This window comes from Sphingomonas sp. (genome assembly GCF_965227385.1).
In the GTDB taxonomy this organism is placed as follows: Bacteria; Pseudomonadota; Alphaproteobacteria; order Sphingomonadales; family Sphingomonadaceae; genus Sphingomonas.
Map to the genome: position 1 here is coordinate 35,381 of NZ_OZ245750.1, position 21,848 is coordinate 57,228.

Annotated in this window: 19 protein-coding genes; 8 read left to right on the forward strand and 11 right to left on the reverse strand. The window is 61.8% G+C overall.

From position 1 onward, the window contains the following. Positions 1–9: 9 nt before the first annotated feature. Positions 10–483, reverse strand: coding sequence for a hypothetical protein (locus ACO05N_RS00130; protein ID WP_224922772.1), 474 nt, complete (start codon positions 481–483; stop codon positions 10–12). A 50-nt stretch (positions 484–533) separates the two neighbouring features. Between ACO05N_RS00130 and ACO05N_RS00135 the strand changes: the two genes are divergently transcribed. Then, a complete protein-coding gene (locus ACO05N_RS00135; protein WP_422055186.1) occupies positions 534–2,330 on the forward strand; it encodes an FAD/NAD(P)-binding protein in 1,797 nt (598 codons plus the stop codon). 81 nt (positions 2,331–2,411) lie between these two features. On the opposite strand, the gene ACO05N_RS00140 is transcribed toward ACO05N_RS00135, so the two are convergent. Continuing rightward, positions 2,412–3,074 (reverse strand): sigma-70 family RNA polymerase sigma factor, encoded by a 663-nt coding sequence (locus ACO05N_RS00140; protein ID WP_422055187.1) that lies wholly within the window; start codon positions 3,072–3,074, stop codon positions 2,412–2,414. 207 nt (positions 3,075–3,281) lie between these two features. Here ACO05N_RS00140 and ACO05N_RS00145 point away from each other — a divergent pair, with 207 nt between their 5' ends. Then, a complete protein-coding gene (locus ACO05N_RS00145) occupies positions 3,282–3,557 on the forward strand; it encodes a hypothetical protein (protein WP_422055188.1) in 276 nt (91 codons plus the stop codon). A gap of 98 nt (positions 3,558–3,655) precedes the next feature. Here ACO05N_RS00145 and ACO05N_RS00150 read toward each other — a convergent pair whose 3' ends face one another. From ACO05N_RS00150 to ACO05N_RS00160, 3 genes are all read right to left on the reverse strand, one after another. Further along, the gene (locus ACO05N_RS00150) at positions 3,656–4,426 is read right to left on the reverse strand and encodes an NYN domain-containing protein (RefSeq protein ID WP_422055189.1); all 771 of its coding nucleotides are present in this window, start codon (positions 4,424–4,426) and stop codon (positions 3,656–3,658) included. Between the two features lie 484 nt (positions 4,427–4,910). Continuing rightward, positions 4,911–5,354 carry a globin domain-containing protein gene (locus ACO05N_RS00155; protein ID WP_422055190.1) on the reverse strand — a complete coding sequence of 148 codons (444 nt, stop codon included), beginning with the start codon at positions 5,352–5,354 and terminating at the stop codon, positions 4,911–4,913. Between the two features lie 70 nt (positions 5,355–5,424). Further along, positions 5,425–6,114, reverse strand: coding sequence for an alternative oxidase (locus ACO05N_RS00160; RefSeq protein ID WP_422055191.1), 690 nt, complete (start codon positions 6,112–6,114; stop codon positions 5,425–5,427). Between the two features lie 149 nt (positions 6,115–6,263). Here ACO05N_RS00160 and ACO05N_RS00165 point away from each other — a divergent pair, with 149 nt between their 5' ends. From ACO05N_RS00165 to ACO05N_RS00190, 6 genes are all read left to right on the forward strand, one after another. Then, positions 6,264–7,772: a PAS domain S-box protein gene (locus ACO05N_RS00165; RefSeq protein WP_422055192.1), complete on the forward strand. Its 1,509-nt coding sequence runs from the start codon at positions 6,264–6,266 to the stop codon at positions 7,770–7,772. Continuing rightward, positions 7,762–8,373 carry a response regulator FixJ gene (gene fixJ / locus ACO05N_RS00170; protein ID WP_422055193.1) on the forward strand — a complete coding sequence of 204 codons (612 nt, stop codon included), beginning with the start codon at positions 7,762–7,764 and terminating at the stop codon, positions 8,371–8,373. The genes ACO05N_RS00165 and fixJ overlap by 11 nt, the downstream gene beginning before the upstream one ends. Before the next feature lie 295 nt (positions 8,374–8,668). Further along, positions 8,669–9,001: a type II toxin-antitoxin system RelE/ParE family toxin gene (locus ACO05N_RS00175; RefSeq protein WP_422055194.1), complete on the forward strand. Its 333-nt coding sequence runs from the start codon at positions 8,669–8,671 to the stop codon at positions 8,999–9,001. An 11-nt stretch (positions 9,002–9,012) separates the two neighbouring features. After that, positions 9,013–10,113, forward strand: a complete 1,101-nt coding sequence (locus ACO05N_RS00180; protein WP_422055195.1) for a HigA family addiction module antitoxin — start codon at positions 9,013–9,015, stop codon at positions 10,111–10,113. Positions 10,114–10,124: 11 nt separating this feature from the next. Continuing rightward, positions 10,125–10,712, forward strand: coding sequence for a hypothetical protein (locus tag ACO05N_RS00185; RefSeq protein ID WP_422055196.1), 588 nt, complete (start codon positions 10,125–10,127; stop codon positions 10,710–10,712). Then, the gene (locus tag ACO05N_RS00190; RefSeq protein ID WP_422055197.1) at positions 10,669–12,303 is read left to right on the forward strand and encodes a hypothetical protein; all 1,635 of its coding nucleotides are present in this window, start codon (positions 10,669–10,671) and stop codon (positions 12,301–12,303) included. The genes ACO05N_RS00185 and ACO05N_RS00190 overlap by 44 nt, the downstream gene beginning before the upstream one ends. 193 nt (positions 12,304–12,496) lie before the next feature. On the opposite strand, the gene ACO05N_RS00195 is transcribed toward ACO05N_RS00190, so the two are convergent. The 6 genes from ACO05N_RS00195 to ACO05N_RS00220 all read right to left on the reverse strand — a co-directional run bounded on the left by ACO05N_RS00195 (position 12,497) and on the right by ACO05N_RS00220 (position 21,431). Then, entirely contained in the window at positions 12,497–13,675 is a 1,179-nt protein-coding gene (locus ACO05N_RS00195) for a GIY-YIG nuclease family protein (RefSeq protein ID WP_422058674.1), read from the reverse strand. A 1-nt stretch (position 13,676) separates the two neighbouring features. After that, complete coding sequence (locus tag ACO05N_RS00200) at positions 13,677–15,749, reverse strand: DEAD/DEAH box helicase (RefSeq protein WP_422055198.1); 2,073 nt, start codon at positions 15,747–15,749, stop codon at positions 13,677–13,679. Then, positions 15,746–16,816: a PD-(D/E)XK nuclease family protein gene (locus ACO05N_RS00205; RefSeq protein WP_422055199.1), complete on the reverse strand. Its 1,071-nt coding sequence runs from the start codon at positions 16,814–16,816 to the stop codon at positions 15,746–15,748. Before ACO05N_RS00205 ends, ACO05N_RS00200 begins: the two co-directional genes overlap by 4 nt. Then, positions 16,813–19,653, reverse strand: coding sequence for a class I SAM-dependent DNA methyltransferase (locus ACO05N_RS00210; RefSeq protein ID WP_422055200.1), 2,841 nt, complete (start codon positions 19,651–19,653; stop codon positions 16,813–16,815). The genes ACO05N_RS00205 and ACO05N_RS00210 overlap by 4 nt, the downstream gene beginning before the upstream one ends. A 60-nt stretch (positions 19,654–19,713) precedes the next feature. Continuing rightward, entirely contained in the window at positions 19,714–20,307 is a 594-nt protein-coding gene (locus tag ACO05N_RS00215) for a hypothetical protein (protein WP_224922779.1), read from the reverse strand. 191 nt (positions 20,308–20,498) lie between these two features. Next, the gene (locus ACO05N_RS00220) at positions 20,499–21,431 is read right to left on the reverse strand and encodes a hypothetical protein (protein ID WP_422055201.1); all 933 of its coding nucleotides are present in this window, start codon (positions 21,429–21,431) and stop codon (positions 20,499–20,501) included. Between the last annotated feature and the right edge of the window lie 417 nt (positions 21,432–21,848).

Consider the following 21,848-nt stretch of genomic DNA (forward strand, 5'->3'; position numbering starts at 1 on the left):
AAGATGCACTTATGTTCGCGGTTCAAAAAAGCGAATATACCGTGCTGTCGAACGAGGCTGAGGTACGTCCCCGAGCAGATCGCGGCGCAGCGCATATCCCGCCTGCCGGGCCAGGTCATCGAGGTCGATGCACGCGTCGACGTGCCACCCCGGGAAACCTTGACGTGCAGCTTGCACCGCCTCCTTGAAGTTTCCCGCACTGAAGAACCGGTAATCATGCTGCTCGCGTATCGCGTTCGCCGAATTGCGTCCGAGCTCCACAACGAAAAACGATGGCCCAACTCGCGCCCCATCCTCGGTCAGATCTTCGAGCTCCAGTTCGATCCATCCGTCGAGATGGGCAGCCCGCATCGCGCCGGCAAATCGGGACCGACAATCGAGAATCAACTGCTCCTCGCCGGGGGCGACCAGCGCATGGACTTCGTGGCACTCGAACAGATTACCGTCGCGCATGCCTCCTATTTCCACGAGGTAGAGCTTCATCCTATATCCTTCATGCTGGCGATTCGATTGCGCGCCCGACAGGCGCGTCGTTGCAGGAACCTCCCACCGGCGGGCGGCGTTCCAGCATCCCTTCGAAGCGCGATGCGCGAATAGAGGCTTTTCTTATCCATACCGAAGATCGCCATGACTTGGGCGAGCGCATCGCGATCGTCGGTGCCGGTGCCACCGGCACCTATGTGCTGGATGCCCTGCTCCGCAGCGGGGTGGCACACGCGATTGTTGTGTTTGAGGTCAGCAACGCTCTGGGGCCGGGTTTCGCCTATGCCGAGCATCTCAACGAGGCGCACGCCCTCTCCAACATCGCCGGGATCGAAATCCCGCCACTGATCGAGAGCGTCAACGCGTGGGCATTGCGGCAGCCTTCCGCCAAGCTCGATGCCTGGGGCATCCGCGCCTCCGCCGGCGACAATCGCGCCTTTTTCCCCCGGGTCGCGCTGGGCGCCTGGCTGGCGGATCAGTTCGCCATGATCGTCGCCCGAAGCCCGGTACCTGTTTCCGTGCAGCGGCAAGTGGAAGTTGTCGATGTGATAGCAATGCCGCAGGGTTGCCGGGTCGACTGGCGTGGCACTGACGGTCACATCGTCCAGGACCATTTCGACCGGGTGATCGTGGCGACGGGCTATGGCCCGATCGCGACGGATGCGGCGGCGACGGACGGGCACAACGAGAAGGCTCCTGCAGCCTTGGGAGGGGGTCAGCGGACCGAACGCTTTGCTGTGCTGGGCTCGTCCCTGTCGGCGATCGACGTGGTGACCGCGATTGCTACGGCTCGCGGCACGTTCGTCCCGCGCGGTGGTACATTGACCTATGTGGCCGAAACCCCGTGGCACGCGACCTTGCTCAGCCGGAACGGCCTGTTGCCGGAAGCGGACTATTGGTTCCCCCACCCGCTCCCTACACTGAACGGGTTCACGCCGGCGACTGCGGCCGCAACGACGCGGGGGGACGACGGCGACCTGGACAGGCTGTTCGACCAATTCGTCGCGGTGCTTAGGGACGGAGCGCCGGATTGGGCGGCGCGGCTCGGCCTTGCGGACGCCACTGCGGATGATTTCGCGGATCGCTACTTCGCCGCACGCCATTCAGCCAATGCTTGGGCCTATGCCCGCCAAAATCTTGCCGACGCCCGGAACGGGCATGAGCATCAAGATACGCCCTTCTGGCGCATCGCGATCCTCAAAGCGCACGAGGTGTTTGCCAGCGTGCTCCCGTCGCTGTCGAAGGTGGATCTCGCCCGCTTTCATCGGGGCCTGAAGCGCGTCTTTACCGACAACTATGCCGCGGTTCCACATCTCTCGATCGAACGGCTTCTCGCTTTACATGACGCCGGCTACCTCGACGCCCACGCGCTCGGCGACGCGTATAACATCGTATCCCAGCCGGATGGCACCTGCTTGGTGGAGTCTCCGAATTGGGCCGGAGCTTTCGACGAACTGCTCGACGCCCGCGGAACCCAGACAGCCGCCATGAACCACTTCCCGTTTCCCACTCTCCGCCTTCAGCTTTGCGCCAGTGCAATAGAGGCCGACCATGCGTGGAGCAGCGGAATCAATCCAGCAGGCGACCTCACGATGCGTGAGCAGGACCCATCGTTGGAGCGCGTGCATCTTTGCGCGCTACCCTTTTTGCTGGGCAATCGGCCGTTCGTGCAAGGGCTCGTGGAGTGCGCAGGGATGGCGGCGGCGATCAGTCGTGCGATCGAGGAAGGCCGCGCCACGACCTTCACAGATCAGATGTCCGCTGCGGAGCTACTGGATGTCCTGGAAAGGCCCAGCGTCATCCTCCCGGACGGAGCGGTGCTCCCGCTGGCCGGTTCGAAGCGATGAAGACAGCGCCGTCCCGGCATTTGACAAATGCTGGGACCGCCCCCTTCGTGGGCACGTGGAGACCAATGCGGCCGCGCTCGATCAGGCCGCGAAACGAAGCGGTGCCGCCTGCGCCGGGCGTGCCGTGGGAGCATAGCGCGCCTGGATGGCATTCAGCGACGACAGCAGACTGAGCACCGCACCCTCGGTGCATGCGAAATCCTGGCGCTTGGTGTTGAGGACGCCTTCGGTCATCAGCGTCTCGAGCGTAGCACGCGCCCGCGACACGCGGCTTTTGACCGTGCCCAGCATCACGCCGGTAACTTCGGCGACTTCCTCATAGGACATGCCTGCCGCCGCGACCAGGATGATCGCCTCGCGCTGGTCGGTGGATATCTGCTGGAGCGCTCGCATCAGGTCGCGAAGCTCCACTACCTTGTCCTGGATGGCCGGTGCGGCCAGCACGCGATCCGCGACGAGGTCATCCCACTCACCCACGAAGCGCTTGCGCCTCGTCTGGCTAAAATAAAGGTTTCGCAAGATGGTGAAGGTCCACGCCTTGAAATTCGTGCCGCCCTGGAACCGGCTACGCGCGGCCCAGGCCTTGAGCATGGTCTCCTGCACGAGATCGTCGGCAGTATCGCGGTTGCCGCTGAGTCCCCGTCCGAAAGCGCGAAGGTGCGGAATGACCTTCTGAAGCTGATCCTTAAATTCTTCGTCGCTAAGCGCGGCACCGCTTGAAACGCTGGGTTCAGCGTTATGCATTGTTACCTCCACCCGGTATCACGTTCCCTACAGAAACGTTTCGCTAGGGAAACTGTTCCACCCGCGACACATCCTCGCAGTCATTTACTTCGGCGGCGGTTATCTGAGCGCCCGTCAGACGCAAAGATTTGTCGTCATAGCTGCGAGTGGTCGGCAGGCCCCTAGACCGAACCCGGTTTACAGCTCGACCCGTCCGGCTGTTATGACGTGAGCGGCCTTATCTTTCTGTTCGCCCTGGTGCGCGTGCTGATCGAGCAGCTCGCGCACCCTGATTGCCAGCGCGGCATAGGTGAAAGGATTGGCGATCAGGTCCACCATCGGGTCCAGCCGCCCGTCGCGCATCATTACTTCATTCGGGTAGCCCGAAGCGAAAAGGACCTGCCCGCCCTAGTTACCGACGGTCTCCTGATCACCGGCCAGAACCCGCCGTCAAGCGACCCCACCGCGCACGCCCTGCTCGACGCGCTGAACGCCAAGGCCTGACGATCCACCGCCGCCGGATGACCGCGTTCCGAGGTCGTCCGGCGGAGGCCGCTCATTTCACGTTGAGCGCAAACGTCGCGCGCCCGAGTAGCGGTACTTCACAAAGCGGGCGTAAGGACGATGTCCTTCTGCCGAACTTGCACTGCCATGCCGCCGCCGCGACGCACATTGAATCCCCCTGCCTGCTCGATCAGCGTCGTCAGCTTGGTGCAACCATATGTGCGCGGATCGAATTCAGGGTCCATTGCCAAGAGCCGTGAACCAAGGCCGCCCAAGTGGACCCAGCCCTCTTCATCTTCGAGCTGCGCAATGGCGCGTCGGATCAGCGCTGTGGCCTCGCTGGGCTTGCGGGGAGCGGCAGAAGTTGTGGACGCTGAGTTAGGTAACGGCTTTGAGCTAGCGATTGACGTTGCAGGTTGAGGCTTGGAAAGCAGGTTCTCTGTAAGGACAAAGCGCTTGCAAGCTTGGCGGAAACTCTTTGGCGTCTTTGCCTCGCCAAAACCGAACACGTCGAGGCCGTGCTCACGGATGCGGGCGGCGAGTCTTGTGAAATCGCAGTCTGACGAGACGATGCAGAAGCCATCAAACCGGCCACTGTGCAACAGATCCATGGCATCGATCACCAGCGCAATGTCGGATCCGTTTTTTCCAACAGTCAACGCGAAATTTTGCTGGGGAATGATCGCATGGTCAGCCAGTATCTGCGCCCAGCCCTTCAACTGTTCCGCCGAGAAGTCGCCGTAGATCCGGCGGACGCTAGCCTCTCCGAGGGTCGCGATCTCTTCCAACAGGCGCCCCGCAATGCGGGGTGAAACGTTTTCTGCGTCAATCAAGACAGCAAGACGGGGAAGTGGATCGGCGCGTGACATAAGCCACCCCTACGTGCCAAGTGCTTGACATCACGCTAATTCGCCACACGATCAAAGGCTTTTCGGCACGAACCCGAGGCGCTTTTGGACACGTCGATCGGTACGGGCATTCCCCGCAGCGGCTTCGCGCTTCCGGTTGCAACTATATTCCCGCCTTCGGCTTTGTCATTCAGCCAAGTCGCCAGCCCCGTCCGATCAGGCTTTGTAATGCTGATGCCTGACGCAAATTCCGGACGTCTCGAACACGATCCGATTGATTGTCCCAAATGGCGGGGCATCGAGTTTGACGAGCGATCAGGGGACAGTGGACAGGATTCGAACCCGAAATACCTGCCCCCTCAACCCACGGATTTCTGCGGGTTTCGCGGGATCGCGTGGCCCTTGTGAATCGGTTTTGTGTAGGTGTCCAGTGCGATCTGGGGGCGACCGCTTTGCGCCCTAATATCGGCCGTTGGTTAAGCCAGAGGTTCTTCCCGAAAGCGGACTATCGACCTGATTCATAGGCCCTAGCTTCTGCGTCCATCAGGATGTCCGCGAGCATCCAATAGGCTTCGCCCCACGCGGCCAGCACCGCATCGGTGGCGACTTCCTCGCCCAGCACGTCGCGGATCGCCGGCAGCAGCGCGGCGGCGACATGCGGATAATGTTCGGGCATTACGCCGGTCTCGACGTGGCGCGTCACCATCCGTTCGACTGCCGAGCCGAGGTTGGGGAGCTTGTCGATATTGCGGGCATAGGCCAGAATTGCCCCCGCCAGCCGACGCGGTTGCTCGCCGCTCTCCTGTGCCGCACGGTCGAACATGGCCGCAATCTCGGCGTTCTCGAACAACCGCGCATACATAGCGGTGGTGATTGCAACGCCGTTCTTTTCGAGCGCCGGTGCCGTAGACTTGACGATGGCCATCGCCTCGGGGGTTGCCGTCCGCATGTTATTTTCCTTGATCGAATGAACAGGGACGCGGGCGATCCAGTCGCTCCGCGCCCCGGCAAGGGGGATGTCAGGCGACTTTCTTCCAGATCGGTTCGAGTGCGACGTGCGGCGGGCAATCCGCAACCGGACCGGCGGGAAGCCCGGCCAGCTCGTTGGCAAAGCCATGGTTGACGTCGCGGTGATGCGCTTCGTCGGCGCGGACCACGAGCACAACGTCACGCAGCGTCGCATTCTCGGGCAGACCCCAATAACGCTTGGCGATCTCAGGGGCCGGCACGTTGGGGCTGCGGCCCTCGTCGATTTCGGCGAGATAATGGGTGTAACTGATGACCGCCTCTTCCTCGAAATAGCCGACGACGCGATGGGCGGTCTTGGAGCTGACGAGGTAAAGGCCGAAGAAGAACAGGTAGAACACCCATTGCACCCCAATGATGACGGCGCGTTCGAACCAGGTCGGCTTGGAAACCTCAATGAACGTCATCAGGTGCATGCGTTCGTTCTCGGCCTCGTCCATCAGCGTCTTGATCCAGCCCTTGTCGTCGCAGATGCGGCGCAGGCAGGCGAGGTGCGTGATGGTCGCGCCGACCATGCCTGGGACGGCGGCAACGGTCTCGAGTACCACAGCGCGATGGCCATAGCGTTCGGCGAAGAACGTATCGGCGGTCCAGCGCAACAGCTTGGTAAAGCTGTAAGCGATCCGATCGGACGCGCCCTTGGGCTGGTGGTGTACGCCAAGATCGATGAACGGCGGGGTCATGGTCAGTCTCCGATGGTCCGGTGTTTCTGTGTGGCACCGAACTAGGCCGGTCGAACCGAAGGCGAAATTTGGATGTTGTCCCTACCGGCATGTCCCTAAGGGCAATCACGGAGGTGGCGGATGAGAGAGCGACACGGCATGAAAGGCCGATGACCGCACCGCGTCTACCGCTGCGCCATACGATCCTGCCGACACCCGCCTTGGGCGTCACGCTGGGGCTGGCGTTCGTCGCTATCGTCATCGGCGCAGGCGTTCGCGTCGGATTTGCGGCCGAGCTGGGCGCACGGGCGACTTATATCTTCTTCGTCCCGGCCGTGGTGGTCGCCGGCGCGCTCAGCGGCTTGCGTGCTGGCGTGGTCGCCAGCCTGGCGGGAGCCGCAATAGGTCTCGCATGCGATCGGCTGACCGGCCCAGTCGAAGCGGGCAGCATGATCGCATCAATTGCTTTCGTCGTCATCGGGTCGGCCATAGCGCTCGGGGGCGAATGGTTTCAGCGCGCCCGCGCTGAAGCCGAACGGGTGACCGAAGGACTGGCCCGCCGCGAGGCGCATCTCCGTTCGCTGCTCGACACAGTTCCCGATGCGATCGTCGTGATCGATGAGGCGGGAAAAATTCGCGACTTCAGCCCGGCGGCGGAGCGCTTGTTCGGATGGGAAGCGGACGAGGTTCGCGATCGGAACGTCGCGATGCTGATGCCCGAACCCTATCGCAGCGCGCATGACGGCTATCTCGAGCGCTATTACGAGACGGGCGAGCGGCGCATCATCGGCACCGGCCGGGTGGTCGTCGGCAAGCGCAAGGACGGGTCGACGTTCCCGATGGAACTGGCTGTCGGCGAAATGCGCGTCGGCGGGCAGCGGCATTTCACCGGCTTCATCCGCGACCTGACCGAGCGCCAGGAGGCCGAGGCGCGGATGCAGGAACTCCAGAACGAGCTGGTTCATGTCTCGCGCCTGACCGCATTGGGTGAGATGGCCTCGGCGCTGGCGCACGAGCTCAACCAGCCATTATCGGCGGTCGCCAATTATCTTCAGGGCAGCAAAATGCTTCTGGCGCGCGACGATGTTCCCATCGCGCGCGTCACCGATGCCGTGGACCGAGCAGGTGAGCAGGCGTTGCGTGCCGGCGACATCATCCGTCGCCTGCGCGAGTTCGTCGCGCGCGGCGACACCGATCGCGCGGTCGAAAGCCTACCCAAGCTGGTCGAAGAGGCGAGCGCGCTCGCGCTGCTCGGCGCCAAGGAGCACGACATTCGCGTCCATTACGACTTCGCCCCGGAAATCGACCGCGTTCTCGCTGACCGGGTTCAGATCCAGCAGGTTTTGCTCAACCTGATCCGCAATGCGGTGGATGCGATGGTCGAGGCGCAATCGCCACGGCGCGACCTGACGATCACGATCGCCGCTGCCAGCGAGGATTTTGCCTGCGTTACCGTCGCGGATACTGGGCCGGGCATCGCCACCGATGTCGCGGACAAGCTGTTTCAGCCCTTCATCACTACCAAGCGAACCGGTATGGGCGTCGGTCTGTCGATTTCGCGGACGATTGTCGAGGCGCATGGCGGCCGCATCTGGGCAGAACCGCGCGAAGGCGGCGGCGCATTGTTCGGGCTCACGCTGGAACGGTTCAGATCGGGGGATTTGCAGGATGGCGAATGAAGCGATCGTCTATGTGATCGACGACGATGAGGCGGCACGTCATTCGCTGGAGTTTCTCCTCGACTGCGCGGGGATCCGCGTGCGCTCCTTTGTCAGCGCCGACGCATTTTTGAGAGCCAGCCCGCCGTTGGCAGATGCGTGCATAGTGACCGATGTTAGGATGCCGGGGCGTAGCGGGATCGAACTGGTCGAGGAGATGGGTCGGCGAGGCGCATCGATCCCCGTGATTGTGATCACCGGCCATGCCGATGTCCCGCTGGCGATCCAGGCAATGCATGCCGGCGTCGCCGACTTCATCGAAAAGCCGTTCGATGACGCAACAATCCTGACCGCGATCCGCAAGGCGATTGCGCAACAGGCGAGCGAGAGTGCCTCACAAGCTGAACGGCAAGCGCTGCTCGACCGCATAGCGACGTTGAGTGGTCGCGAGCGTGAGGTGATGGAAGGCCTTGCGCGCGGAGATGCGAACAAGGCGATCGCCTACGACCTTGGCATCAGTGCGCGCACCGTCGAGGTCTATCGCGCGAACGTGATGCTCAAGATGCAGGCGAACACATTATCAGATCTGGTGCGGATGGTGACGCTTGCGCGGATTGTTTGAGCTGTCGGAAGCGCGACTGCTTAGCGCCCTAATTGCCGCCGTTTAGCGCGCCGCTTGAAAACCCCGAAAACGGTCGTCCGTTTCAGCAGGGAGCCTATTTAGCTCGGCGCGGACCACGCTCTGAAACGCCGTCCTCGCGGCCGCCTTGGCACCCTTTACGCGGTTCCGGACTTCCTTTGCGGGCTTCCTGTGGCTCGGCAGGCCCTTAATAGTGGCGATTTTCCTCATGATGAGCCGTTACCTATTGCGTAACCGTCGGTCTGGCATTACCTGATAGGTAACAACGGGCAGGTGGATGGAACTTGAGTTCGCCTCGGAAGCGCTCGGCAAGCGCATGGAAAATGACAAGGCGATGTCCAAGGCGTTCGGCGAGCGGGCAAAGCCGCTGAAGTTGCGCCTGGCGCTGCTTCGGCAGGCGGCGAATCTCGCCGACGTGCCGCATGTCCCACCACCCAGGCGGCATAAATTGTCGGGGACACGTGATGGTCAATATGCGGTCGACCTCAAGCATCCGTGGCGCCTCGTATTCGAGCCGGCGAACGATCCACTGCCGATGAAGGGCGACGGCAGCCTCGACCTCGCGGCGGTTACCAAGGTGCGGATCCTCGAGGTGACCGACTATCATTGAGGATATTTGACGTGGCTGGAGCACAGGACACACAATTCAGGCCTGACTGGGCCATTCACCCCGGCGAGATGCTGGAGGAGTATCTGGAGGCTTACGGCCTATCGCAGGCCGAGTTCGCGCGTCGTGCGGACCTTACACCCAAGCTCGTCAACACAATCATCAAGGGTCATAATCCGGTCGAGGCTGATACGGCGCTTGCGCTCGAGCGGGTCACCGGAACCAGAGCCTATATCTGGACCGGGCTGCAGAAAGAGTGGGAACTGTACCGCTCACGCGTCGCCGAGCGCAGCCAGCGCGACAGCAACGCGATCAAAGACTGGTTGGCGCTGTTTCCTGTAAAGGAATTGCAGCAGCGCGGGGTGCTCCCAAGCTCGAACGACTTACATGGGCTGCGCGAGAGCTTGCTGGCATTCCTCGGCGTCGCGAACGAGCACGCCTTTGCTGGGCTCAACCAGCGCTACGCGGTCCGCTATCGCGCGTCCAAAGCATTTCGCAGCTCGCCCGAATGCGTACATGTCTGGCTTCAGCTCGCGACCCGCGCCGCCGAGGAAATGGACGTCGCCGAGTTCAGCGATGCCAAGCTGGTCAATGCGCTGGCGGAAATCCGTCCATTGACTAAGCTTGCGCCGCGAGAATTCCAACCACGCGTGACGGCGCTATGCGCGGCGGCCGGCGTGGCGATCGTGCCAGTACCTCCTTTCAAGAAGACCAAGCTCAATGGGGCGGCCTTCTGGTATGCCCGCAACAAGGCTGCCGTCGTCCTGTCGCTTCGCCACAGGACCAACGACCATTTCTGGTTCACGCTTTTCCACGAGTTGGGCCACCTCTGTCTTCACGGGCGCGATATGGCCTATGTCGACGATGACAAGCCAGAGAGCGATCCGGCCGAGGCCGAAGCCGATGCCTGGGCTGAAGACAAGCTGGTCGGGCGCGCACGGCTCCAAGCCTTCATGGCCGGGCAACCCCGCGCCAAGGCTGAGGTGCGGCATTTCGCCGCCTCCGTCGGCATCCATCCCGGCATCGTCGTCGGGATGCTCCAGCATCATGGCGTGCTGCCCTGGACGCATATGAACGACCTCAAAGACATCTTCGTCTTTGCAAGCGAAGGCTGAGGAACGGCGACATGCTTCCCACCTATCCCAAGCTCGTTCGTCACCGGCAGAGCCGCAACATGGAGACGGTGCATGCCCGCGTCCGCCAGCTCTCGCCGATGATCGGTCTGATTAAAAGCCACCAGCTGTTCGAAGGCCGATCTTCGGCGATCCAGCGTGAAGACGGAAAGATCGATGAGTCGCCAATCCACCGGGCGAGCGGTGAGATCACGATCAAGCGTGAGATGCTGCTCGATTTCAATGAGGCGATGGTCGCGCATCATCTGGATGAAATGGCTGAACAGCTCGCTCGCAGTATCAGCGAGCAGTTCCAGCAGCGCATGAACGAGGTCACCAGCGAGACCGGCAACGTCGTCGACGGAGGCGGCAAGCCGTTCTCGGAGGACACCTTCCTCGATGGCATGGAGGTTATGGAGCACAACTTCGGCAAGGACGGGAGTTGGAAGCCGCCGACGATGATCGTCGGTCCCGGTATGGCCGAAAAGATCGCCGCGGCCGGTGAGATGTCCGCTGCCGGTAACAAGCGCCTCAAGGCGATCCTGGAGAGAAAGCGCGATGAGCACCGTCGCCGAGAGGCTGCTCGAATCCTGGTTGGATAACCAGACCGAGCGCCGCTACCAGCCCGCCTTCATTCAGATGCTCGTGTCGGAGGGCTGGACCGTCCTTCATAACACGCGTCACTCACCGATCGAGCTCGGCAAGGACGTCATTGCGCGCAATCCGTCGGGCGTGCTCCATTGCTTCCAGCTGAAGGGCAATCCCGGTTCGCGCGTCACCAAGAGCGAGGCTGCAAACCTCCTAGAGCAGTTTCACGAGCTCGTACGCTTGCCGCCAGGGCCCGAGTTCCAGAAGAGCCCGCAGGAAAATCACGTCGCGGTATTCGTGACCAATGGCGAGATCGACGAGGAAGCGCGCCTCCTGTTCGAGCGCGCCGGCGCCGCCTGCGGTCAGCCGGGCGTAGCGGCGTCGCGCTACGAACTCTGGTCTCGCGGCAAGTTGTTGTCGATGGCGAAGCCCGCGATCCGGGTGTGGCCGGCGAGCATCGAAGCCACGCGTCTCATCCTCAACCTACTCGCCGGCGATGGTCGCGAGCCGCCGGTGCCGGCGGACATCTCGACCATTATGGTGTCGTTGCTCCCGCCGGCCGGGGCGACATCGCCCGCCAAAACCTCGGCGCTAAGTGGAATGCTGGTGGTTTCCGAGATCATCAAGCAACGCTGGTATCAGAAGGAGAACCATCAGGCGCTGCATGCGGTGACGGTATTGGCCTGCATCGCGGCGCTGCCGCTCGCCGACACGGAAGAGCGGCTCGGGATGATTGAGGGCTACGCCCCGCTGGCGCTCGAGCATTGCTCCGACCTCCTTACAGAGGCCAAAGAAAAGAATTTCGAGCCGGACCGTGCATGGGCCGAAGGCGATATGCTCGGTGAGATCGACGTCATGTGGGAGCGCCGGCGGCTCGTCGCCGATTGCGCGGCAATTGCCATACTCGGCGGGCGAGACCTATCGCCCGAGCTGCGCAGCTACGCCACGGATCTCGTCACCCGCGTTACTCACCAAGTGATGCTTTGGGGGCAGGCGCAGATCCCCTCGTCAATCGTGGCGTTCTGGGCCCGGTCGCTGGTCGACGCCGGTATCGGCAAGGAGTTCGATCTGGCCGCCACCCTGCGTGCAATTGAGCAGGCGAATAGCGGGGACGATGATCGCACTATGCTTCCTGGGCCCTATTATCCATGGCCCGATGTCTGGGCTTTGCACCAGAACAAGCCGCACATGACCGATACCCCGATTTTCAACGACACCGCTCACGGGCATCTCCATTTCGGGCGCGCAATCATGGGCATGCTCGCTAAGCGCAATCTGAAGCGGACCTGCGGCGCGCTCTGGGCCGATCATACGCGCGTCATTCACGAGGAACCTGAGCTGGCAGACCACGTGTTCTTTTCGGCCGTTCTCGCCGATGAGGGCTCGATGCGTGATGTCCAGCTACGGACCGGCGTATGGGCAGACGTGGTCAATGAGGCAATCGATGGGGGAGCGACACCGTTCCTCGATCCTTACGCGGCGCTCGCTTGGCTTCTCGCCGCCTACGTATCTTTGGTGCCCTATCGAGCCTGGACTCGCGTGCTCCTCTGGCTCGACCGCCAGTTTGGCGAGACTTGGTATCATGCGGAATATCGGCCGCGCTGACTGCCACGAGTCAGTCCACGATTTTTCGAGGCGCTTTCCGCGCCGCTCGACAAACAGTGGCAGACGTGTCTCGACATCCGCAACTCAGTCTTAGCAGTTTCGTGATCTTCCCAAATGGATGTCTGCTTTAGATATCGAGCCGCCTGAAAGCTGTCTGTCGGCAATCGGCCCAGTTCCTGCCGCAGAAAACCAGTCAGATGACGGTCTCCGGAACCAGGCTTGCTGTTTGCCGATCGTATTTCATGCCTGTCAGCGTACCATTCTCGATCCGCTGCACGATTTCGTCGATCACCGGCAGCGGGACCAAGAACCATTCCCGCGGCCTGAACGGCTTTCCGAAACGGTCGGTGAGTTCCGCATCGAAGCGGACGCTGTCGAGAACGCGATGGATCAGACGTTCAAGTTTTGGGCGCTCGATGTCGAGCAGCTTGTAGGTTGCGATGACATCAACCTCGGCGAGCAGGAAGGTCGGGTCGTCGATCGCGCCGGCAATGCGGCGTTCGACTGAGCCACCGGTGATGCCGATCTTGTGGACGAGGTCGCGGTGCGCGGCGATGGTCGGATGGATGGAGCGGCTGCGCAGGACGTAGAGCGTACCGGTTTCGAGATAATCGCCGTCCGGCTCGATCTCGGGCGCGTCAAACAGCGGCCCGACGGTGGGCTCAGTAACGCGGCGACCACCTTCGTCCTTGTAGAGCGCGCGCTGGAGTGACCAGCGGAGCAGATCACTCTCGGTGCCGTTGGAATAGATCACTCGCAGCCGCGCGTCGTTCTGACCGTTTGCCGCCTTGATCGGCTCGCCGATAATCTCGGCGACATAGGCGAGCTGTCCGCGCAGGATGAAGAAATCGGTGACGTCGATGCTGGCATCGCGACCGAAGCGCCGCGTCGTGCGGATGCCCTTCTCCAGTTCCGTCTGGACCTGGTCGAACAGCGGCTTGAAGCGGTCGAAATCTTCGCAGCGTTGCGCGGTCGCGATTTCCTCCGCCGCCTTGCGTTCGGTGGCGGAGCGGACGTTGCGGAGTTGGGTGATGTCATCGTCGGGCGCCGCGTCCATGCCGAGTTCGGCGAGCAGCGCGTCGTCGTCGAGCGGTGCGTCGCCCGCATCGCCATCGAGCAGCCCGTGCGTGTCCATCTCCGCCAGCAGCTCGCGGCATTCGGGCAGCGCGCGCAGCCGGTCGAGCCGTACAGCGTAGAGCCGTTCGAAGATATCGCGGCCCTCGCCATGCTGCGGCGCGCGGCCATGCTCCTCGCGGAACTTCACGATATCCTCGAACCCGGCGATGATCCGCTCCTCACGCGGGGTGCGCGCGCGGACCTGCTTGGGCGCGAGGTCGATGCCCAGTTCGGCCAGCAGTTCGTCGTCGGTCATGTCAGCCACTGGCGGCAGCCTTTGCCCGATAGCGCGCGAAGGCGGCAACACCCTCGGCCAGCTGGCGCTCCCACGGGTCCTGCGACGTCACCTCGGGCGCGCGGCCGCGTTCGCGCTTCCACTGCACCGCGCGGACGGCATAGGCGCGCGCCTCCTCCTCGCTCAGCGTCACCTTGCGTCCGGTGATCGCCGCCTGCACTTGGCGCAGCGTATTTTCGTTCATCGCGCGCGACAGGATCGCGTAGGCGGCGTCGAACGGGTTGATGCGGTCGATCAGGTCGATGTCGAGGTCGCGCACATTCATGAACTTGCGCACCCCGTCGACGAAGGAGGTATTCGCCTTCAGCTCGCCCGATCCGTCGTCGGTGGCGCTGTCGGCGACGATCTTCGCCGCCTGTTGCGTCACGTTGAGCGCGGCGATGGCGTGCTGGCGGATCGCCTCCTGATCGTCCTCGCTCAGCTCCGGGTAGCGGTCGCGCACGATCTTGCCCATCCGCACCACGGTCAGCTCTTCGGGCACCACTTCGGGGTCGAACAGACCGCGCTCGATCGCCTGCTTGTCCTGAATGAAGCTGGTGATGACCTCGTTGATGTCCTCGGCACAGATGCGCTTGGCCTCCTTCGAGCTTGGCAGGAGCAGGTCCTTCAGCTCGAAATGGAACTGCCCGCGCTCCTCGTTGAAGCCGACATTGGTCCGCCCTTCCTGATAGCCGCCGGGGCCATAATCGAACCCCTCTTTCGGCCCGACATCCTTGGGCGTGAAGTCGAACCGGGGGGCGAGCACCTGTTCCATCAACAGGCTGGCCGCGATCGCCTTGAGCGTATCGTTGACCGCTTCGGCCACCGCATCGTCCGCCGCAGCCGGCTCGGCGATCAGGTTGGTGAAGCGCGCCACGGTCTTGCCCGGCGCGTCGCGGGTGGCGCGACCGATGATCTGGATGATCTCGGTCAGGCTCGAGCGATAGCCGACGGTCAGCGCATGCTCGCACCAGATCCAGTCGAACCCTTCCTTCGCCATGCCCAGCGCAATGATGATGTCGACATGGTCGCGGTTCGCGCGTGCATCCGGGCTTTTGAGCGCCGCAGCCACGCGGTCGCGCTTGGCGGGATCGTCATCGACCAGGTCGGCGACCTTGATCGTCCGCCCATCGGCCGTTTCGATCAGGTGAAAGCCGGTCGCCGGATCGGTACCGCGCCAGGTGCCGAGGTGATCCATGATCTCCTCAACCTCGCGATGCTTGTCCTTGGTGCTTTCGCGGCTGTTGACGCTGGGGATATGGACGATTGTCTTGACCGCCGGATCGAGCAGGTCGTTGATCTTGTCGATATAGCGCCCGGTGTAGAAGCTGTAGGCGATGTCGAGCGTCTTGAGCCAGGTATAGCCGTTGAGCTGCTCATAATAGGTGTAGGTGACGGTGGTGAACTTGCCCTCATCCTCCGGCGACAGCACTGCCGCCGCGTCGCCCCGGAAATAGCTCCCGGTCATCGCGACCAGATGCACCTTGTCGCGCGCGATCAACTGGCCGAGCTGTGCGCCCAGCCGGTTGTCGGGATTGGCGGAAACATGGTGGAATTCGTCCACCGCGATCAGGCGATCGTCGAACGCTTCGATCCCCAGCTCATCGACCGCAAAGCGGAAGGTGGCGTGGGTACAGACCAGCACCCGGTCCTCGCTCGCCAGAAACTCGCCGACCGCGTTCACCTTGGACTTGGCGACCTTCACATCGTCGGCGCCCGGCGTGTTGCACAGGTTCCAGTGCGGGCGGACCACCCAATCGGCCCAGAAGCCATGCTTGCTCAGCGGCTCATCGGCAAAGCTGCCGCCGATCGACCGCTCGGGGACGACGATGATCGCCTGCCTGACCCCCTGGTTCTCCAGCTTGTCGAGCGCGATGAACATCAGCGCGCGCGACTTGCCCGAAGCCGGGGGCGATTTGATGAGCAGATATTGCTCGCCGCGATGGGCATAGGCGCGCGCCTGCATCGGTCGCATGCCGAGTTCGTTGGCGCTGGCCGATGCGCCGGTGTGGGCGGTAACGAGGCGGACGGCGGGAATGGTACCGGTTGTCATCATGCGGTCCGATGCTGTTCGGCGAGCGTCTTCCAGACGCTCAATCTGGATATGTTCGAGCGCAGCCAATCCTGCAGGTCCAATGCGCGTCTAATACCAGCAACGAGTTGGTTACGTTGGACCGCAAAGTCCTGCTGATTGTCCACCGGGGGTGTGGCGCAGGCAATCGTCAGGCCGGGGTTTGGCCGCACCTTTGTCGGTGGCTTGGCAAAGACTGTTGCACTCAATTCGGCGAGATCCTGTTCGATCACGGGCTTGAGCAACGGCAGCGCCGCGCCCCAGCCTCCAAATGTTACTGCGACGTAATTAGCGCGGTGCTCCTGCCCCCGTCCAAGTTCATGGGCAAAGCGTGTAGGCCGTACATTCGAGGGCAAGGCGGCCAGGGAAGCCGCATGGTCGAAGATCATGGACGTGCTTTCATCCGGATTAGCGGGCTTGAGCATGCTCTTGCCCGGCTTGATTGCCGGGGCCACTTCGGACAGCAACCGGACATACCGCGCGTTGAAGTCACCTACGATCTCGTTCGGGATCGGCGTGTAGCCCCGTCTGTGCTTGTTGACCGCTTGGTTGAGGATATCACGGCGGAACCGTGCTCGCGCTGACGGCTCTCCAGTGGTCCTGCCAACTAAACCGTCAAAGTACTTCGCAACCTCTTCATAGGTGATCACGGCGTCGAATTTTTCTGTGAACGCCTTATGCTCCCGCGCATAGCTGTCGGGGCACACGATGAGCATTGCGGCAGTCGGGTAGTCGCCGCTAATTCGGTGCAGTTCCTCGCGATAGCTTTCGGCTTGGTCAGGCTGCTCACTGGCGTCGAGCTTGTTCTCAATCAGCAGCGCGGCCTTGCCACCGTCGGTCAGGAGAAGGTCGACGAAGATGTCGATCTCACGCCGGCTTCGGGTACGCCGCTTGCTGTGAAGCACCGTAGACGTTTTGATGGTGCCGCTGGCGCCTCCTCGAGCGGCCAGCCAACCGATGAATGCGGGAGAGGCATACAACTCTTCTACCAGCATCAGATCGATGTCGCGCTCGGTCGCATGGGTGAGCGTCGGGATAAATTCTTCGCTCACGCTGCCGCCTTCCTGCCCTTCGCCGGCTTCGGCTGGTTCGCCGTCATCTTCGTGTACATCTCGAACAGCTTTTCCAGCCGTTCGGTGTCGTTGCGGAAGCGGCGGCCAATATAGATGCGTTCCAGCACTTCGTCATTTTCCTCATGCGCGCGGCGCAGGTCGTTGGGCATCGCGTCGGGATCATAGAGATCGGCGATGGTCGCGGGGAAATGCGCCTCCCGCGCCAGCAGGATATTCTCCGCCGTCCGGGTGAGGTCGGCCTTGTCCTGCTCGGTCAGCTTCGGGACCGGGAAGGTGTTCCAGCCGAGGGTATTGGAGTAGCGGTATCGCGTCTCCAGCTTTCCGCAGACCGTAGCGATCCAAACCAAGTGAAGACGTGATGCGATTAACGCAAGGTGCCACAGAGGCGCGTCGTACAATCCGAACGCTGCGTTTGAGACGACAGCACCCTGGGGGAGGGCTCCGACAGGCAGAGCGCTTCTCGCCTCGCTCGTGTGAATGGGGATTACGAGCGGATAACCGCTACTGTATTTTCCATGACGAACCTCAGCGAAGCGGTGAGGCGTGCTCGCCTGAGCTTTCGTCTTTGCCTTGGTACTCCGAGCGCGTGCCAATGAAACGATGTTGAGTCGTTCGCGTACGAACGGAATGCGCATTGCGCCATCGAGGCCGTTTTCTTCAATCCATAGACAGAAGCGCATTTTGCCATCGATGTACTCGTCGCTCCCGACATACGGCTTTATCAGTTCCCGGGCCACTGAAGGTGCCGCTAGATATTCTGAGGTAGAAAGTATCAAACCTCCCCCATCCGCTGGCTTGCTTCCATAATCCATCGGGGCCAGCCCATTCAAAGGCTTGCTGGATTTATGAATTATAGTCAGCGAGTTCGGAACAAGATAAGGTCCAATTTCATCTACGTATCTTCCTGTGCCAGGGCCGCCATCCTCTCCTTCATACAAGACGGGTCGCGCATCTTGGCACGATAGTCCCACCACGATGACGGTAACGCCTGCATTATTCTTTGCGAGGTTCTTCCATTTGAAAGATACGCGAGCAAATTTTATTCTTAGTCCATCTAAAAGAACGTGCTTCCAAAAAGCCGGAACCTGCTGACCTTGGCAGATTGAGTTGGTGGTAACGAAAGCGCATGCTCCGACACCCTCGCGACACATCTGGATAGCTTTTTGAAACCAACCAAGCACGTAGTCGAGTGATTTCCAGTCAGCAGGACTTCCAGAGAAAGCTTCTTTGAGGTCTTCCTTCTCACGGTCGCTCATTTCAGACTGGCCGCTATAAGGCGGGTTTCCGCAAATATACGTCTCAGCCCGACAACCCTCGTCCAGCCCATTCTCCTCCAGCGCCAGCCGCCCGGTCGGCCCGGCCAGATCCTGCTCCTCCACCAAGGTCGCCCCGACCGGCGGGCAGACCTCCAGCCAGTCGAGCCGCAGCGCGTTGCCGACGGTGATCTGCCCCGTCTTGTGCAGCGGAAGGACCATCGCGCGCGCCTCCTGCTGGCTCAGATACAGGCAGTCCGCTTGGAACTCCGCGATCAGCAGGGCGAGCCGGGCGATTTCTGCCGCAAACCCCTTGATCTCGATGCCATAGAAGTTGCTGAGCGGGATGACGCTGCGGCGGTCGGCCAGTTTCAGGCTGGCTTCGCCGCCCAGCCGGGTGACGATCTCCGCCTCGATCGCGCGCATTTGCTTGTACGCGATCACCAGGAAATTGCCCGATCCGCAGGCGGGATCGAACACGCGGATATTGCCCAGGCGACGGCGCAGGTTGCGCAGCTTCGCCTTGCTGTCCCCCGCCGCCTCCAGCTGTTCGCGCAGATCGTCGAGGAACAGGGGGTTCAGCACCTTCAGGATGTTGGGCACGCTGGTATAGTGCATGCCCAGCTCGCCGCGCTCGCCATCGTCGGCGACCGCCTGGATCATCGACCCGAAGATGTCGGGGTTGATCTCCTTCCAATCCAGCTCACCCGCGCGCAGCAGGTACGCGCGCGCAGTGCGGCTGAACCGCGGGCAATCCGTCGCCCCGGTGAACAGGCCGCCATTCACATAGGGAAAGACATCGGCATAGGGCCGGATGCCCGCTGCGCGGCGATAACGATCGTCCAGGTTGCCTTCGTGCGTGACCGGCGTGTCCATCGCGCGGAACAGCTCGGTCAGCACCACATGGGTGTTTCCCCATTGCTCCTCACCGCTGCCATGACCGGCCTGGCTCATCTGGGTGATGGTTGCTGTGAACTGACCCTCGCGGAAGATGCCAGTATCCTCGGCAAAGAAGCAGAAGATCAGGCGCGCCATGAACTGGTTGAGCTCATGCCGCCGCTCGTCGGTCGCCCAGTCGGGATTGTCCTTGAGCAGCTCGACATAGAGTTTGTTGAGGCGCCCGGTCGCCTTGACGTCGATCGGGTTGTTCTTGATCTCCTTGACCGTGGAGATGCCGGCGAGCGGCAGGAAGGTCGCGAAATGCCGGGGCAGGTCGGCATAGGGGCAGGCAACGACATCGCCGCCGACCAGATCCTCCGCCTCCACCGTGTCGCCATCGGTGGCGAGGATGAACTTGGCCTTGGCGCTAGCGGTCTTTGCGCTGGCGCGCAGGGCGGTGAGGGTCGCGGCGACTGCGCCTGATGGCGCGACCGCGAGATGGATGTTGTTGCGCCACAACACGCCCCCCGCAACGTCCGACGCATTCGAGTCGCCCTTGCGCAGCCGCTTGAGCGTCGTCTCCTTCGCGCCGAAAGCGGTGAGGAAGTGAAAGGGGAATTCGACGGCATCGAACGGCTGGACGACCAGCTCCGATACGGCCTCTTCAATCTCGACGGCGTTCATGGAGACAGCTGTGCCAGTCCACCACCGGGGGATGCAATCTGCTTTCGATGCGAGCTGGCCTTAGATCGGCGAAAGCCCGGTCTTCTGCTGATAGATTTTGCGCGCCGCCGGCCCGAGGGATCGGGAGATGATGATGCGACGATGATTGATTTGCCCTTGAGGCGAGTGGTTCAGATAGAAGTGATTTGCGTAGGGGGCGTCGATACCTTTCGCCATATATTTCGCGAGCTTGCTCGTAGTTGTCGCCGGCTGCACCAACAAACAGCGGCTGGGCATATTCGGCGCGAGCTTTTTCAGCGTTCGACGGATGCGCTTGTCGAGATCGTCCTGATCAAGCGGTGACCAGCGCAAAAGCCAGTGAACATGGATTGGGCCGCCAAGGGGCTTTTCCCACACGGCCATCGCATCAAAGGTGCCATGCGCGAGTCCTTGGCCGACGCGATACTTCCATGCTCGCTGCGTATTCTGCCAAATTTTTCGAAACAGCGCATAAGGCTGCGCACTGCTCGCCAGCGCCGAGCTGAACTCGATGGTGATCGCAGTATCCAAAGGTGACAGCGCTTTGCGTGCGAACCGCTCGGCATGCAGCAGCGCTCGAGCGCTCTCGGGCCGCAGGCACTCGCCCTTTGGCAGTTGGGGCACGCCCGCGGTCATGGAGGATCGCCACATACCCTTTAGGCTAGTGGGCATTGGTTAACGCTCTGACCACCTAGTTTTCGTCGGTAGTACGCCCCCCCGGGACTTTATATAATCAATGGTCAGAACGGGCCCGTGCCGCAGCTTGGTTCCGCCGTGATCCGATTGGATCTCCCCATAGCCACAATCATCTTGACTAACTGGCTGGCTCACTTTCGTTGGAGCGCCGGCCCCTTCAAAGTCTCTGCAGTGGCCGCATCTTCCAAATGATCACGGTCCAACGCTACCAGACGTCGAATGCGGTTGGTACCTGCGGGCCCTGGCAGCCGCACCCCGTCGAAGAGGCCCGCCCGTCCCAGTTGATGTTCGGGGGACGTTTTGATTTCGAACAGCAAGAACAGCCACAGGCGGCGTTCTTCCTCCGTCAATTCTCGCGCCGTTCGGGCGCAATGTTGACCGACGAAGCGTTGCGCCCACACCCCATTCTCATCATCTTCGGCGCCGACTGCCAGCGTCTCCTCTAGGCTCATGGGTATCGCCAGTGCCCGCATCGATCGATCGTCAGGAAGTTGCAGGTGCAACGCCGCCGCATCCTCGGTCGAACGGACCTCATCCTCCTCGATGCGATAGCCAGTACCGGTCACATCGATGATGTCCCAGATGCCCTGGCTCAATTCTTGGTTGGCTGAGGCGTCTGAATCGGCGCCTGTAACTGTGCTAACCGGCGAGGCATCCGACAAGCCTGTCGTCGAACCGCTGCCTAGGCTCGTGTCGACACGCCGCTCCACGCGGTCAGGGTGCGTCTGCGCAGACGATCCGTCGACCTCCGTCAATTCGGCCTCGTCCCCGTGATTTGGTTCGGGCCACGAAGAACGCGGGAGATTATCTGGAACGTCGGCGAGGGCAGATTGCAAGTCCACATCCTTGATCGCCGCTACGACCCGGGCTAGCCGGTCTCTTGGCATGAAGCGGACGTCTCTGGCGACCACGCCCGAGGCCATCAGGCGATTTACGAAATCGACCATAGCCAGCGGGATATCACGCAATTCATCTGCTGCGCGATGACGGGCGTCAGTCGCGATCTCTCGCAATTCCTGGTCGATCGCGACGTGCTCGACCAAGTGGCGAATGAGCGTATCCATAACCCGCCCATTCGCGTGAATTGCACGCTTTGCGTCTGAAAACGCATTTACGGGAGATTTTTTCTCCAGCCACGGGCGAGACGTGGCTCGGACCCCAGTTAGTCCAGGAAGGTCCCGCTCCCCCGCTGCAAGTTCGTCACCGGCCAATTTTGCCTGCGCGCCAACTTTTCGAGCGGACTCGCTAATTATTTGAGATATTCGGTCGAGCTTCGCTTCAGTTCCCAATTCCTCTATCGGATCAGCGAACTTATCGCTCGATGCAAAGAGCGCCTCACCCGCCATTTCCGGCGCGTGCACCATGACCATCGATCCGATTATTTCTTGCGTTTTCCGTGGCCTACCGCGCCCGCTGCGGACTGGCCTTGTCCCTTTACCCATACACGTTCCTCCACCGCGACAACTTCGCCGACGCGGGAT

What these genes read in the sequence shown, in the direction of transcription:
- ACO05N_RS00140 (WP_422055187.1), bottom strand. Translation starts at nt 3,074, where the DNA reads ATGCATAACGCTGAACCCAGCGTTTCAAGCGGTGCCGCGCTTAGCGAC.
- ACO05N_RS00215 (WP_224922779.1), bottom strand. Translation starts at nt 20,307, where the DNA reads ATGACCGCGGGCGTGCCCCAACTGCCAAAGGGCGAGTGCCTGCGGCCC.
- ACO05N_RS00160 (WP_422055191.1), bottom strand. Translation starts at nt 6,114, where the DNA reads ATGACCCCGCCGTTCATCGATCTTGGCGTACACCACCAGCCCAAGGGC.
- ACO05N_RS00210 (WP_422055200.1), bottom strand. Translation starts at nt 19,653, where the DNA reads ATGAACGCCGTCGAGATTGAAGAGGCCGTATCGGAGCTGGTCGTCCAG.
- ACO05N_RS00200 (WP_422055198.1), bottom strand. Translation starts at nt 15,749, where the DNA reads ATGATGACAACCGGTACCATTCCCGCCGTCCGCCTCGTTACCGCCCAC.
- ACO05N_RS00130 (WP_224922772.1), bottom strand. Translation starts at nt 483, where the DNA reads ATGAAGCTCTACCTCGTGGAAATAGGAGGCATGCGCGACGGTAATCTG.
- fixJ (WP_422055193.1), top strand. Translation starts at nt 7,762, where the DNA reads ATGGCGAATGAAGCGATCGTCTATGTGATCGACGACGATGAGGCGGCA.
- ACO05N_RS00150 (WP_422055189.1), bottom strand. Translation starts at nt 4,426, where the DNA reads ATGTCACGCGCCGATCCACTTCCCCGTCTTGCTGTCTTGATTGACGCA.
- ACO05N_RS00165 (WP_422055192.1), top strand. Translation starts at nt 6,264, where the DNA reads ATGACCGCACCGCGTCTACCGCTGCGCCATACGATCCTGCCGACACCC.
- ACO05N_RS00220 (WP_422055201.1), bottom strand. Translation starts at nt 21,431, where the DNA reads ATGGATACGCTCATTCGCCACTTGGTCGAGCACGTCGCGATCGACCAG.
- ACO05N_RS00190 (WP_422055197.1), top strand. Translation starts at nt 10,669, where the DNA reads ATGAGCACCGTCGCCGAGAGGCTGCTCGAATCCTGGTTGGATAACCAG.
- ACO05N_RS00175 (WP_422055194.1), top strand. Translation starts at nt 8,669, where the DNA reads ATGGAACTTGAGTTCGCCTCGGAAGCGCTCGGCAAGCGCATGGAAAAT.
- ACO05N_RS00155 (WP_422055190.1), bottom strand. Translation starts at nt 5,354, where the DNA reads ATGCGGACGGCAACCCCCGAGGCGATGGCCATCGTCAAGTCTACGGCA.
- ACO05N_RS00195 (WP_422058674.1), bottom strand. Translation starts at nt 13,675, where the DNA reads ATGACCGACGACGAACTGCTGGCCGAACTGGGCATCGACCTCGCGCCC.
- ACO05N_RS00185 (WP_422055196.1), top strand. Translation starts at nt 10,125, where the DNA reads ATGCTTCCCACCTATCCCAAGCTCGTTCGTCACCGGCAGAGCCGCAAC.